The organism is Saccharopolyspora sp. CA-218241 (assembly GCF_050954615.1).
GTDB lineage: Bacteria > Actinomycetota > Actinomycetes > Mycobacteriales > Pseudonocardiaceae > Saccharopolyspora > Saccharopolyspora cebuensis.
The window spans coordinates 1461136-1473172 of sequence record NZ_CP191860.1 but is presented as its reverse complement, the minus strand read 5'-3'; the positions used below and the strand labels follow the sequence as shown (position 1 = coordinate 1473172).

The window sequence follows — 12037 nt, the reverse complement described above, 5'->3', positions numbered from 1 at the left end:
CCCAAACGAACAACAGCCCTTCTAAACCCGCAGGTCGCGAAGGGTGCTCTCCACGCATGTGGAGGTGGTCCGCGTGGCGCTCCGGGGCGGCCGACTGGACCGACGTGCTCTCCACGCATGTGGAGGTGGTCCGGGCGATCGCGACCCCGCCGAGTGGCTGCCCGAGTGCTCTCCACGCATGTGGAGGTGGTCCGTCGTGGGCCGACTTCTTCCTGCCCGGATCCGAGTGCTCTCCACGCATGTGGAGATGGTCCGGACATCACCCCCACCCCGTGGGACACCCTCCGGTGCTCTCCACGCATGTGGAGGTAGTCCGCGCTCCAGGTGGTCCGATGTAGGCGTGTCGGCGTGCTCTCCACGCATGTGGAGGTGGTCCGACCATCGCGAGCCTTCTCCGCTGGCTGATCTAGTGCTCTCCACGCATGTGGAGGTGGTCCGGCGGCCAGCAGCCACTGCGGGGAGGCGGCGCCGTGCTCTCCACGCATGTGGAGGTGGTCCGGGCACGTCGGCACGGTCGCCGCCGCCGAACAGGTGCTCTCCACGCATGTGGAAGTGGTCCGGCTGCTCGCGCGGCTCCCGTTCGGCTTCTGGGGTGCTCTCCACGCACGTGGAGGTGGTCCGGGCGTGATCCTGTTCCGGGGTCAAGACGGGTTGTGCTCTCCACGCATGTGGAGGTGGTCCGGCGCGGAAGCTGCCGCCAGGGCCTGACTGACGTGCTCTCCACGCACGTGGAGGTGGTCCGAACACAGGGGCCGAGACGTCGGCGCTCGGTGTGTAGTGACTCCCCGGCCAGGGTCCCGCTGCCTCAATGCAAGATCATCACCACACTTTACCCCCACAAAACCGCGATAGACGCCCGCGAACGGCGTCAACCACTGGCATGTGCGTTCGTGAACCTTGCTGACCACGGCGGATGACGGCAAACAACGCTCAACCGGGCTCATGACCCGTCAGGTCGTGGGTTCAAGTCCCACCTGCCCCACTCCGCGCCTCGCCGGAAGTGGTGATCTCTTCGAGATCACCACCGCGCTTTCTCCCGCCGCCCCTGCATCGCCGGGCTTCCGGATGCGCGCGGTCCGATGCCCGCGCGAATGGACCACGGTGGTGCCCGCTGGTGGCAGCAATCCGCGGCGGGGTGGATCGATGCAGTTCCCGGACGCCCTTTACCGCCAGGCGCTCCGGGGATTCTCTGAATGCATCGAGCTGCGGCCGAGCCGGGACCGCTGCGCCCTCGCGGAGAGGAGATCGACGTGATCGTCGCGACCAGGCTCGCGGTCCTCGCGGCAGCCGCGCTGCTCCCCCTGACGGCCGCTCCGGCGGCCTCGGCCCAGCAGGAGATCTTCTTCGACGACTTCTCCGGTTCGGTCATCGACCGCTCCCGGTGGACGGTGGAGGTCACCGGGGAGAACTTCGGCACCGTCAACTCCGAGCAGCAGGCCTACATCGATTCGCCCGAGACGCTCTACGTCGACCAGAACGCCGCGGGAGCCCAGAACGGCGCCCTGGCCATCCACCCCCGCTACCGGCCCGGCCACCAGGCCCCCGACGGGCAGACCTACGACTTCGTCTCCGGCCGGCTCAAGACGCAGGGCAACTTCGACTTCACCTACGGCACGTACTCGGTGCGGCTCAAGCTCCCCGAAGGCGCGAACGCTTCCGGCTTGTGGCCCGCCGCGTGGGCGCTCGGCAGCAGCATCGGATCCGGCACCCCGTGGCCGGACTGCGGTGAGATCGACCTGATGGAGCACGTCGGCGAGCCGTGGACGAGCACCGCGCTGCACGGTCCCGGCTACTCCGGGACACCCCGATCACCGGCAGGCAGGACTTCACCGGCACCGACCCCGGCGGCTGGCACGTCTACTCGGTGAACTGGCAGCCGGACGGCATGACCTTCTCCGTCGACGGCACCCCGTTCCACCGGGTCGACCGGGCGCAGGTGGAGCAGTACGGCCGGTGGGTCTTCGACGACCCCCAATTCCTGATCCTCAACTTCGCCCTCGGCGGCACCTTCCCGCACGGCGTCAACGGCGTCACCGAGCCCTACTTCGGCCTGCCGCAGAGCTCGGTGGACCGCGTCGCCGCGGGCACCGCCCGCTACCTCGTCGACTGGGTCCGCGTCGAGCAGTGAGCCACTCCGCGCCGACCGCTCACGGGCGGCGCAGCGCGGTGCTGTTGACCGCGCGGGGCCCGGCCTCCGGTTCGAGGATCGTGTAGCCGAGTTCGTGGAGCGCGTGCACGGCGATGTCGGGAGCGTCGCGCACCATGGTCGCGATCTGCGTGCGGCGCCAGTCCGCGCGGCCCGCGTCGATCGCTTGCTGGGCGCCGTTCAGCCGATCGAACTGGAACTCGTCGAACAGCATCTGGAGGAAGTCCTCCAGGCACGGACGTCCACGGGCGCCCCCAACCGGCAAGTGGACCTTCGAAAGCATCCCCGAGTGCTTCGGGTTGGTCCGTGCGAGCAGATGGCTGACCGCACCGCGTTCGGCGTGGACGTTCCAATGCGCCGCGGGGACGCTGTGCGCGCCGCGGTCGTAGTCGAGCCGCAGGAGCGGCGCCTTGTTGTCTCCCTTGTTCCGAGCGATGAGATCGAACCCGGATTTTTTCACCGCCAGAAAGGTGCCGTCGGTATCGCTCGTGCAGTGGTACGACACCCGCAGACTGGCGACGTGCTCACCGTCGCAGAGAAGCGGGATCGGCGTCGCGTTCGTCGTCGCACCGGGATGGACCGCGTAATACGTGTCAGCGACGAAGAGGCAGCTGACCGCCCGGTCCTCCTCGGGCGCGCTCTCCAGAACGGGCAACGTGGCGTTGAGAAGGTCCTGCACCTGCTGTGCGAAGGCCCGCGCCTTCGCGTGGGTGTCCAACGATCAGCGCCCCAGCAGGAAATCGATCTCGACGAGTTCGTTGTAGACCTCGCGCTCGTCCGGGGACGCGGTGTGGTCCTCGGCCGCCCGCTGCACCAACTCGGCTTCATCGAAGGGCAATGCGGAGATCAACTGCTCCCGCCGGGCGAGGAGTTGTTCTGCCGTTACCTGGATCATGGCTACGGTCATCCCAACCCCCTCCGAACACGATCGGCAATCGCCCGGCTGCGTTCCGATCATACCGTCGACGGGCCGACTCTTGCTCGTCGTTCACCACAACGGACTACCGCTCAGCCGAGGAGGGTGCGGGCTCCCTGGAGGGTCATGAACGCGCCGACCGCGAAGAACAGGACCGCGGCGCCGATCTGGATGGCGCGTTCGGGGAGCTTCTTGCCGAGGAGCTTGCCGAGCACCACGGCGATGCCGTCGGCGACGACCATGCCCGCCGTGGAGCCGATCCACACCGCGAGCCAGGCCAGCGAGGTGTTCGAGTAGTTGGCGCCGACGGTGATCGTGGCGAGCATCGTCTTGTCGCCGAGCTCGGCGACGAAGAAGATCGTGGCCACCGCGATGAACGCCGAGCGGGTGCGGCGGGCCGCCGTTCGGCGCTCGTCCTCGGCGGTGAGCTCGTCGCCGCGCAGGGTCCAGGCGCCGAAGAACAGGAACGCGAGCCCGGCGACCAGGGTGATCCAGTCGGTCGGTAGCGCGAGGCCGAGGACCTCGGCGATCAGGACGCTGACGCCGTGCACCGCGACGGTGGCGGCGGTGATCCCCGCCAGCACGGTGAGCGCGCGGTAGCGGGTCGCCAGCGAGAGCGCGACCAATTGCGTCTTGTCCCCCATTTCCGCGATGAAGATGGCGACCGCGCTCACACCCAGAGCGGTGGCGAATTCCACGTGAACCCCTTTTTCCAGCGCGGCCGGGCAGCATTCGCCCCGACCCGCGTTCCAGCACCGGGCCGAAGGTCTCGTCCGCCCCGAAGGAGGCTCGCGCAGCCGGGACCACCTGCGTCGATGCGGGATCCACCGTGTCGACCGCGCGAATTGGGGACTACTCCCCTCCGACGCGAGCGACCTTACCGAATCCTTTCGACGAACAGCAACGATCCGCAATTCCGACGCGGAATTCCAACCTCGGCCAACTATTCCGTTCGGCGTCCCGAAGAAGAATCGTCGGCGATTCGTCCGCGCGGGTTTCGCCGCGGGACGGCTCCTCCTGCGGGAGGGCACCCCGCTGTGGTCGGTCGCGGCCCCGCGCCGTGGACCGAGCTGTGGCCCCGGAGGCGCCGGATCGGCATCTTCGACGACCCGCCCGGCGTACGACCGGGGTCGTACACCGGTCAGGCCCGCAGGTTGATCTCGGGCGACGTCCCGGCTGGCTACTCTGGCGCGATGCGACGGCTGAACCGGTGGTTCAGGGAGCACCCGATGACCGGTGACTCCCTGCTCGCGGCGGCGCTGTTCCTGCCCCAGGTCCTGGAAGGGTTCTCGGGCTTCGCGGCCCGCAGCCGACTGGGCGGGGTTCCCGAATACCTGGTGCTGAGCGCGCTGCTGGTGGCTCCGCTGGTGGTGCGCCGCCGGTGGCCGGTCGCCGGCGCCGCCGCGACGCTCGTCGCGTTGGCCCTGCTGGTGCTGCTGCAGAGCCCGTGGCCGCTGCGGGTCGCCCAGTTCGCCGCGTGCGTGTACCTCCACACCCTCGTCGTGCACGTCGGCCGGGGTGTGGCGGCGGGGTACGCCGGGGTGATCGGCCTCGGGGTGGGCATCGAGCTCGCCCGAGCGGGTTACGAGCCGGTCCAGACGGTGTGGGTGGCGCTGTTCTTCCTGCTGCTTGCCGTGGTGAGCTGGGCGTTCGGCGAGCTGGTTGTGGCCCGGCGCGCCGAGGTGGCGCAGCGGGTGCACGCGCTGCAGGTGGAGCGCGACCACCAGGCCCGGATCGCCGTCGCCGAGGAGCGCAACCGCATCGCGCGGGAGATCCACGACGTGCTGGCGCACTCGGTGAGCGTGATGGTCAGCCAAGCCGACGGCGCCCGCTACGCGTTGCGCGGCAAGCCGGAACTCGCCGAGCAGGCGTTGCGCACCATCGGCAGCACCGGCCGCGAGACGCTGACCGAACTGCGGCAGCTCCTCGGCGTGCTGCGCGCGGACACCGATCGCGAGGACGCCCCGCAACCGACCGCGACCGCCGTACCGGACCTCGTCGAGCGGGTGCGGGCGCTGGGCAGCCCGGTGTCGCTGGAGGTGGTGGGCGACCTCGGCGCGTTGCCCACCGGACCGGGCCTGGGGGTGTACCGGATCGTGCAGGAATCGCTGACCAACGCGCTCAAGCACGGCGCGGGCGGGATCGCGGTGCGGCTGGAGCACGACGGCGCGGCGGTCACCATCGACGTGCGCAACCTGATCGGCGCCGGGACGGCGCGGTTGCCGGGCGGCAACGGCGTGATCGGGATGCGGGAGCGCGCCACCGCCTACGGCGGCGAGCTGGCGGCCGGACCGGAACCCGACGGCGACTGGCGGGTCCGCGCGGTGGTCCCGGTGGGCGTCTGAGGCGTCCCCGCTCCCGGCGCTAGGCGCGCATCGTCTGGAGGACCCGCTTCGCGAGCGTGCTGACCTGCTCACCGGGCCCGCTTTCGAGGGCACCGGACCGGATCAGCGCCTCGACCTGGGTGCGGAACGCCGCCAGGGTCCGCTCCGCGCTCGGCCGGTTCCGGGCGAGCTGCGCCTGCGCGGTGTCCAGCGTGGCGCCGAGTCCGGTGCCGTGCCCGCGCGCGAGCGCTCCCGCGCGGACCAGCCCGTCGACCGCGGAACGCAGTGTGTCGACCCCTCGTTCCGATGACTGCACGAGGATGCCGAAGTTGGTCCGCAGGTAGGTGTCGTAGACCTCGTACAGGGCCTCGGCGTAGTCGGCGACCTGCTGGTCGTTCTCGCGCACGCCCAGCCGGTTGTGCTCGATCTGCACCCCGCAGATCGGCCCGCCGTCCACGCAACCGTGCCGCCGGGTGTTGTAGCCGCCGCTGAAGAACGGCTCCGAGGCCGCGGGCGCCGGGTCGGGCTCGCTCGGCGTGGCGGGATAACCGGCGTCGGCGAACAGCGTGCCCAGCGCCGTGGGCCCGCGCAGGAGCCCGGAGAACGACCGCGGAGATTCTTCCGAGAACGAACGGATCGACGTGCCGGTCTCGAAGGACCCGGCGTCGAGCTCGGCGTCGGGGCGCCGCAGTTGCTCACCGGTGAGCAGGTAGCCCAGTTCCAGGCGCTGCACATCATGTCCGTGCCCGTGCAGATCGGTGAACCAGCCCTTGTCGTAGTCCTGCCTGACCTGGTCCCCGGCGGCTCCGATGAACGCGTGGAAGTCGGTCCACGCCCGCTCGGCCCGGGCGGAACCGCAGGCCGCCTCGTCGATCGCGCGGTTGGCGTCCAACCGGGTCCGGTGCAGGCGGTTGATGACGACGTGCGGGTACTTCCCGGTCTCCGCGAAGAACTCCCGCTGGATCTCGCGCGCGAGCTCCTGGGTGTTGAGGTCGTTCACCGTGGTGGGGGTCACGCCGCACCGCTGCTCGGTGCGCTCGGGGATCGTGGACGGTCGGAGGTGGCCGCCGTGGGGCGCCGCGAAGATCACCGGCAGGTTGCCCGCGAGGTACTCGACGTAGCCCTCCGAGCCGAAATACCGCTCGCCCGGCGTGAACTCGGCGGGCAACGGCTCCGGGGCGGCTGCCGACACCGGCGGCGCGGCCGAGCCCACCAAGGCGAGCGCGAGAGGTACGACCAAGGCCGCCGCCCCGGGTATCCCCATGCGTTTCATCGGGCCTCCTCGTCGAGAGGAGAACCGTAGGGGCGGGTTCGGGGCGCGCACATCGTCCGTCCGGCGGAATCGCGCCCCGGAGGACCGGAGCCGAGCACAGGCACCCGACGAAGAGGCGCGGACGCCCTGCGAAGAAAAACCCCAGGTCGATCAACCTGGGGTGGAAGCTCCTCCGACTGGACTCGAACCAGTAACCCTTCGGTTAACAGCCGAATGCTCTGCCAATTGAGCTACGGAGGAATGTTCTTCGTTCATCAGCCCTCGACGTGCTGACGGGAACTACTCTAGACCATCCGCTCGAGCGGGCTCCACCCACCCCCTCGTTCATGATCGTCGCAGGTCACGGACGGTGCGCCACGGCGAAGACCCGGCGGAAGCCGAACCAGGTGGTGCCGTCGGCGCGGCGCGGGTGGGCCTCGCGCAGCAGCGGGGCGAGCTCGGCGCGGAAGTCGGACCACCCGGCGTCGTCCAGCGCCGCGCGGACCGGGCGCAGCGCGGTCCCGCTGACCCACTCCAGCACCGGGTCGGGTCCGTGCAGCCGGTGCGCGTAGGTGGTCTCCCAGGCGTCCACCTCGGCGCCGAGGTCGGCGAGCACGTCGGCGTACCCGGTGGCGTCGAGCACCGAGCCGGCGTCCAGCACGCCCTCGACCCGGCCCCGCCACCGCTCGCGGCCGAGCACCTCGTGGATCGCCCGGTAGGACGGGGAGCCGAAGTTCCCGGGCACCTGGAAGGCGAACCAGGCCCCCGCGGGCAGGGCGGGGATCCACCGGTGCAGCAGCTCGACGTGCTCCGGCACCCACTGCAGGACCGCGTTGCACAGCACCACGTCGGTGTCCGGGGCCGGGGACCAGTCGCGCACGTCGAGCAGCCGGGCGCGCACTCCCCGCTCACGAGCGGCGGCCACCATCTCCGGGGAAGCGTCCGAGGCGTCCACCTGCGCCTCCGGCCACCGCCGCGCGAGCAGGCCGGTGAGGTTGCCGGCGCCGCACCCGAGGTCCGCGGCGCGTCGGACCCGCTGGGCTCCGACCCGGGCCAGCAGGTCGTGCGCGGGCCGGTCCCGGTGGTCGGAGAAGGCCAGGTAGTGCCCCGGATCCCACATCACTCGGCCTGGCGCAACCGCTCGGAGACCTGCGCGGCGAAATCGGCCAGCACCGCGGGGTCGGTGCCCTCCTCGGCGCGCACCTGGAGCACGATGCCGTCCTGGCCGGGCACCTTGCGCTGCACGAACCACGCGCCGCCACCGGGCAGCTCGCGGTGGTGCCGGGACCGGATCGAACCGGTGACCCGCTCGTGCACCACCTCCGGGACCCGCCCCGGATCGGTGAGCCGGAAGCGTTGCGGGGCGTGGTCGCGCAGCAGCACCGCGTCCCCGGCGGTCCCGGTCTCCGCCGCCTCGATCAGCACCAGCAAGCCGTCGTCCCAGGTCGCCTTGCTGATCAGGTGCCAGCCGACGCGCCGCCCGGCGGGCAGCCACAGCCCGAGGCGGGTGGCCAGCAGCGGGCCGTCCGCGGCGCGCCCGACCGCCAGCACCTGCTCATCAGCGGCCAGCTCCCCGGCGAAGTCCGCGGGCACCTCCGCGGTGCCGCTCAGCCGGTCCAGCAGCCGACGTGCCCACGTCCTCATTCCAGTCCGCCCATCGCCTGATCGAGCAACGCCTTGCGGTACCCCTCCAGCGCCACCAGGTCGCCGAACAGGGCGTTGTACTCCTCGGGGTCCTCCAGCGGCGACATCCGCTGCACCTTCGACTTGATGTCGGCGATCTGCCTGCTCACCAAGCTCTCCTGCAACCGGGCCAGCACGGCGGAGACGTAGCGGGCGTCGTCGGCGGACTTCATGTCCATCGGCTCCACCGCGAGCTCGGTGAGCAGGCTGCGCCCCACCTGGTCGGTGCAGTGCTGCGCGATGGCGTCGACGAACGCCGGGCCGCTGAGCCCGGAGGCGGTGCCCCCGGCCGCCAGGACCGCGCCGTGCAGCGCGGCGTAGGCGGGCTCGGTGAACGCCTCGTCCGGCAGCGCGTCGTAGAGCGGCCCGGCCAGCGCCGGGACCTGCAACGCCGCCTTCAACGCCTCGCGCTGCTGCCAGCGGGGGTCGTGCCGGGGCGGGCGCTTGGGCAGGTCCGCGTCGAGGCCCAGCGGCTGCTGCGCCTCCTGCCTGCGCGGGCGGCGCTTGGTCTTGACCGGGGCGCCGGAGGACTCGCGGACCCGGCGGACCACCTGGTTCTCGTCGTTCCAGCCCGCCCACCAGGCCAACTTCACCGCGTACCCGTCCCGGCTGGCCGGGTCCTTGATCTGGGCGACCAGCGGCACCGTGCGCTTGAGCGCCGCGACCCGGCCGTCCACCGAGTCCAGGTCGTGCTCGGTGAGCAGGCTGCGGATGGCGAACTCGAACAGCGGGCGCCGCCGGGCCACCAGGTCGCGGACCGCGGCGTCGCCCTTGGCCTGGCGCAGTTCGCAGGGGTCCATCCCCTCCGGGGTGATGGCCACGTAGGTCTGGGCGGCGAACTGCTGCTCGCCGTCGAACGCCTTCAGCGCCGCCTTCTGCCCGGCCTCGTCCCCGTCGAAGGTGAAGATGACCTCGCCGCGGAAGACGTCGTCGTCCATCATCAGCCGCCGCAGCACCGAGATGTGCTCGTCGCCGAAGGCGGTGCCGCAGGAGGCGATCGCGGTGGGCACCCCGGCCAGGTGCATCGCCATCACGTCGGTGTAGCCCTCGACGACCACGGCTTGCCTGCGCTTGGCGATCTCGCGCTTGGCCAGGTCGATGCCGAACAGCACCTGGGACTTGTTGAAGATCGGCGTGGCGGAGGTGTTGACGTACTTCGCCTCGATGGGGTCGTCGTCGAAGATCCGGCGCGCGCCGAAGCCCACCACGTCACCGGAGAGGTCCTTGAGCGGCCACAGCAGCCGCCGGTGGAACCGGTCGATCGGTCCGCGCCTGCCCTCCTTGGCCAGCCCGCCCTTGATCAGCTCGTCGAGCTCGAACCCCTTGCCCAGCAGCAGCTTGGTCAGCTTGTCCCACCCGGAGGGGGCGAACCCGCAGCCGAACCGGGTGGCCGCCGCCTCGTCGAAACCGCGTTCGGCGAGGTACTCGCGGGCCTTGAGCGCCTCGGGCGAGCGCAACTGCTCGGCGTAGAACTCGGCGGCCAGCCGGTGCGCCTCGACCATCCGGGCGCGGGTCCCCCGGTCGCGCTGCGGTCCCGGCCGGCCGCCCTCGTAGGTCAGCCGGACGCCGGCGCGGTCGGCGAGCTGCTCGACGGCCTCGACGAACCCGACGTGCTCGCTCTTCATCAGGAAGGCGATCACGTCGCCGCCCTCGCCGCAGCCGAAGCAGTGGAAGGTGCCGTGGCTCGGGCGCACGTTGAACGACGGGGTCTTCTCGTCGTGGAACGGGCACAGGCCCTTCTGCGCACCACCACCGGCGTTGCGCAGGGCGACGTACTCGCCGACCACGTCGTCGATCCGGATGCGCTCGCGTACCTCGGCGATGTCGCTCTCCCGAATCCTCCCTGCCACGCCCCCAGCATAGGGGCTGCGGGATCGACTCCGGTGCGCCGTCCCCGGTGCGGCAGAATCGGTGCGGTGACCACCAGCGACGCCGCCCTGGCCGCCGAGTTCGACCGGCATCGGGGCAGGTTGATCGGCATCGGGTACCGGCTGACCGGCTCGATCGCCGACGCCGAGGACGCCGTGCAGGAGGCCTGGCTGCGCCTGGCGGGGACCGACCGCGCGGGCGTCCGCGACCTCGGCGGCTGGCTGACCGCCGTGGTGAGCAGGCTGTGCCTGGACCGGATGCGCTCGGCCGCGGTGCGCCGGGAGCGCTACGTCGGGCCGTGGCTCCCGGAGCCGATCGTGACCGCCTCGGACCCCGACCCGGCGGACCTGGTCGCCGACCGCGACGACCTGCGGATGGCGGCGCTGCGGGTGCTGCACGAGCTGCCGCCCGACCAGCGGTTCGCCTTCGTGCTGCACGACGGCTTCGACGTGCCGTTCAGCGAGATCGCCGAGCTGCTGGACTGCGCGGTGGCCACCGCGCGGCAGCACGCCTCCCGGGGCCGCCGCCGGATGACCGACGCCGCACCGGCCGAACGCGCACCGCTGCCGGTGCAGCAGGAGGCGCTCGACGCGTTCCTCACCGCGGTGGCGTCCCGGGACGTGGCCGCGATCGGCCGGGCGCTGCACCCGGACGCGGCGGTCTACGGCGACAGCGGTGGCCGGGCCCGGACGGCGCGGCGTCCGGTGCTGGGCCGGGAGAAGGTGGCGCGCTTCGCCGCGGGGCTGATCGGCAAGTACGGCGACGAACTGCTCGCCGGCACGCGTCCGGTGCGGGTCAACGGCGACCCGGGTTTGCTGGTGCCCGGCACCGGAGAGGCGGCGCCCCGGGTGCTGGCGGTCGCGGTCCGCGACGGCCTGGTCGCCGACCTCTTCGACGTCGTCAACCCGGACAAGCTCACCCGAGTCCGCTGGGACGTTCACCCCCAGGAGTGGTGAGTGAGGGGCACCCTTGCCCAAGTTAGGACCGCTTTCAGAATGATCTGCGTGGCGGTGCGGGTGGTGGAACCTCAGCGGTCCCCTCGCTGCGCCGATCACCTCCTGATGTACCCACGACGTACACGGCGTCGGCGCTGTCCTCCCGAGAAGACCGCTGAGCGGTCACGTCCGAGCACGGGCCGCGGTGCCGGTTGACGGCCGCACCGCATGCGGCTCCGCCGCATTCTGAAAGGACCCCATACTTGGGCAAGGGTGCCCCTCACCTGAGGTGAATTCACCCGGGTGGGTGCTCTGGTCGGGTCGGGTGCTCAGGGCATCGGGGCGCGGCAGGCCTTGCCCGAGGTGAAGCCCTGCGCGGTGATGCCCAGCGCGTGGTTGAACCGGGTGCGCTGGTTCTCCAGCGCGATCAGGTGGGTCAGCTCCACCGCTCCCGCGCGCCCCAGGTGGCGCTCCAGCTCGGCGACCTGCTCGTCGGTGACCCGCATCGGCAGCGCGGTCATGGCGTCGGCGTACTCGATCACCAAGCGGTCCAGCTCGCTGAACGCCGCCGAGTTCCGGTAGTCGTCGATCTCGGCGAGCCGGTCGAGGTCCAGGCCCTCGTTGCGTTGGAGCATGGTGCCGAAGTCCACGCACCAGGAGCAGCCCAGCGCGGTGGCGACCCGGTAGGTGGCCAGTTCCCGCACGGCGGCGGGCAGCACCGTCGCGGCCTTCTCCACGGCCAGCTCCGCGACCCCGGAGGCCAGCATCAGCTTGCGGTGGTGCGCCAGGACGGCCAGCGGTTCTAGCACCGCGCCGTATTTCCGCGCGCACACCCGGTACACCCAGCGGGTCAACCGGTCGGCCCGCGCCGCGGGCACCAGCGGAATCCTCGGCATGATCGCCTCCTCACCC

12 protein-coding genes, 1 tRNA gene and 1 CRISPR repeat array are annotated in these 12037 nt (G+C 71.3%); of the genes, 4 read left to right on the top strand and 9 right to left on the bottom strand.

The window, feature by feature from the left end; genetic code table 11:
- Nucleotides 1-43 precede the first annotated feature (43 nt).
- Nucleotides 44-742: a CRISPR direct-repeat array (repeat unit 29 nt; unit sequence GTGCTCTCCACGCATGTGGAGGTGGTCCG).
- A gap of 451 nt (nt 743-1193) precedes the next feature.
- Both ACQP0T_RS07250 and ACQP0T_RS07245 read left to right on the top strand, forming a co-directional pair.
- Nucleotides 1194-1868, top strand: a complete 675-nt coding sequence (locus ACQP0T_RS07250; RefSeq protein ID WP_433871875.1) for a glycoside hydrolase family 16 protein — start codon at nt 1194-1196, stop codon at nt 1866-1868.
- Nucleotides 1865-2128: a hypothetical protein gene (locus ACQP0T_RS07245; protein WP_433871874.1), complete on the top strand. Its 264-nt coding sequence runs from the start codon at nt 1865-1867 to the stop codon at nt 2126-2128. The genes ACQP0T_RS07250 and ACQP0T_RS07245 overlap by 4 nt, the downstream gene beginning before the upstream one ends.
- Nucleotides 2129-2147: 19 nt before the next feature.
- Here ACQP0T_RS07245 and ACQP0T_RS07240 read toward each other — a convergent pair whose 3' ends face one another.
- From ACQP0T_RS07240 to ACQP0T_RS07230, 3 genes are all read right to left on the bottom strand, one after another.
- A complete protein-coding gene (locus tag ACQP0T_RS07240; protein WP_433871873.1) occupies nt 2148-2864 on the bottom strand; it encodes a hypothetical protein in 717 nt (238 codons plus the stop codon).
- Nucleotides 2865-2867: 3 nt separating this feature from the next.
- Nucleotides 2868-3053 (bottom strand): hypothetical protein, encoded by a 186-nt coding sequence (locus ACQP0T_RS07235; protein WP_433871872.1) that lies wholly within the window; start codon nt 3051-3053, stop codon nt 2868-2870.
- Between the two features lie 101 nt (nt 3054-3154).
- Nucleotides 3155-3736, bottom strand: coding sequence for a TMEM165/GDT1 family protein (locus ACQP0T_RS07230; RefSeq protein WP_433871871.1), 582 nt, complete (start codon nt 3734-3736; stop codon nt 3155-3157).
- 519 nt (nt 3737-4255) lie between these two features.
- On the opposite strand from ACQP0T_RS07230, the gene ACQP0T_RS07225 reads away from it, so the two are divergent.
- A complete protein-coding gene (locus tag ACQP0T_RS07225; protein WP_433871870.1) occupies nt 4256-5407 on the top strand; it encodes a sensor histidine kinase in 1152 nt (383 codons plus the stop codon).
- A 19-nt stretch (nt 5408-5426) separates the two neighbouring features.
- Here the strand turns inward: ACQP0T_RS07225 and ACQP0T_RS07220 are convergent, their stop codons facing one another.
- From ACQP0T_RS07220 to dnaG, 5 genes are all read right to left on the bottom strand, one after another.
- Nucleotides 5427-6659, bottom strand: coding sequence for a hypothetical protein (locus tag ACQP0T_RS07220; protein WP_433871869.1), 1233 nt, complete (start codon nt 6657-6659; stop codon nt 5427-5429).
- A gap of 167 nt (nt 6660-6826) precedes the next feature.
- A tRNA-Asn gene (locus tag ACQP0T_RS07215) sits at nt 6827-6899 on the bottom strand.
- 100 nt (nt 6900-6999) lie between these two features.
- On the bottom strand, nt 7000-7758 hold the full coding sequence (locus tag ACQP0T_RS07210; protein WP_433871868.1) for a trans-aconitate 2-methyltransferase: 759 nt from the start codon (nt 7756-7758) through the stop codon (nt 7000-7002).
- On the bottom strand, nt 7758-8282 hold the full coding sequence (locus tag ACQP0T_RS07205) for a hypothetical protein (protein ID WP_345364827.1): 525 nt from the start codon (nt 8280-8282) through the stop codon (nt 7758-7760). Before ACQP0T_RS07205 ends, ACQP0T_RS07210 begins: the two co-directional genes overlap by 1 nt.
- Complete coding sequence (gene dnaG / locus ACQP0T_RS07200) at nt 8279-10171, bottom strand: DNA primase (protein ID WP_345364825.1); 1893 nt, start codon at nt 10169-10171, stop codon at nt 8279-8281. The genes ACQP0T_RS07205 and dnaG overlap by 4 nt, the downstream gene beginning before the upstream one ends.
- Nucleotides 10172-10228: 57 nt before the next feature.
- Here dnaG and ACQP0T_RS07195 point away from each other — a divergent pair, with 57 nt between their 5' ends.
- On the top strand, nt 10229-11146 hold the full coding sequence (locus ACQP0T_RS07195; protein ID WP_433873613.1) for a sigma-70 family RNA polymerase sigma factor: 918 nt from the start codon (nt 10229-10231) through the stop codon (nt 11144-11146).
- Nucleotides 11147-11454: 308 nt separating this feature from the next.
- Here the strand turns inward: ACQP0T_RS07195 and ACQP0T_RS07190 are convergent, their stop codons facing one another.
- Entirely contained in the window at nt 11455-12021 is a 567-nt protein-coding gene (locus ACQP0T_RS07190; RefSeq protein ID WP_433871867.1) for a carboxymuconolactone decarboxylase family protein, read from the bottom strand.
- Nucleotides 12022-12037: the final 16 nt, after the last annotated feature.

Bases quoted from the DNA above. Each gene is read 5' to 3' on its own strand.
- ACQP0T_RS07250 (WP_433871875.1), top strand. From the start codon at position 1,194: ATGCATCGAGCTGCGGCCGAGCCGGGACCGCTGCGCCCTCGCGGAGAG.
- ACQP0T_RS07235 (WP_433871872.1), bottom strand. From the start codon at position 3,053: ATGACCGTAGCCATGATCCAGGTAACGGCAGAACAACTCCTCGCCCGG.
- ACQP0T_RS07225 (WP_433871870.1), top strand. From the start codon at position 4,256: ATGCGACGGCTGAACCGGTGGTTCAGGGAGCACCCGATGACCGGTGAC.
- ACQP0T_RS07220 (WP_433871869.1), bottom strand. From the start codon at position 6,659: ATGAAACGCATGGGGATACCCGGGGCGGCGGCCTTGGTCGTACCTCTC.
- ACQP0T_RS07210 (WP_433871868.1), bottom strand. From the start codon at position 7,758: ATGTGGGATCCGGGGCACTACCTGGCCTTCTCCGACCACCGGGACCGG.
- ACQP0T_RS07205 (WP_345364827.1), bottom strand. From the start codon at position 8,282: ATGAGGACGTGGGCACGTCGGCTGCTGGACCGGCTGAGCGGCACCGCG.
- ACQP0T_RS07190 (WP_433871867.1), bottom strand. From the start codon at position 12,021: ATGCCGAGGATTCCGCTGGTGCCCGCGGCGCGGGCCGACCGGTTGACC.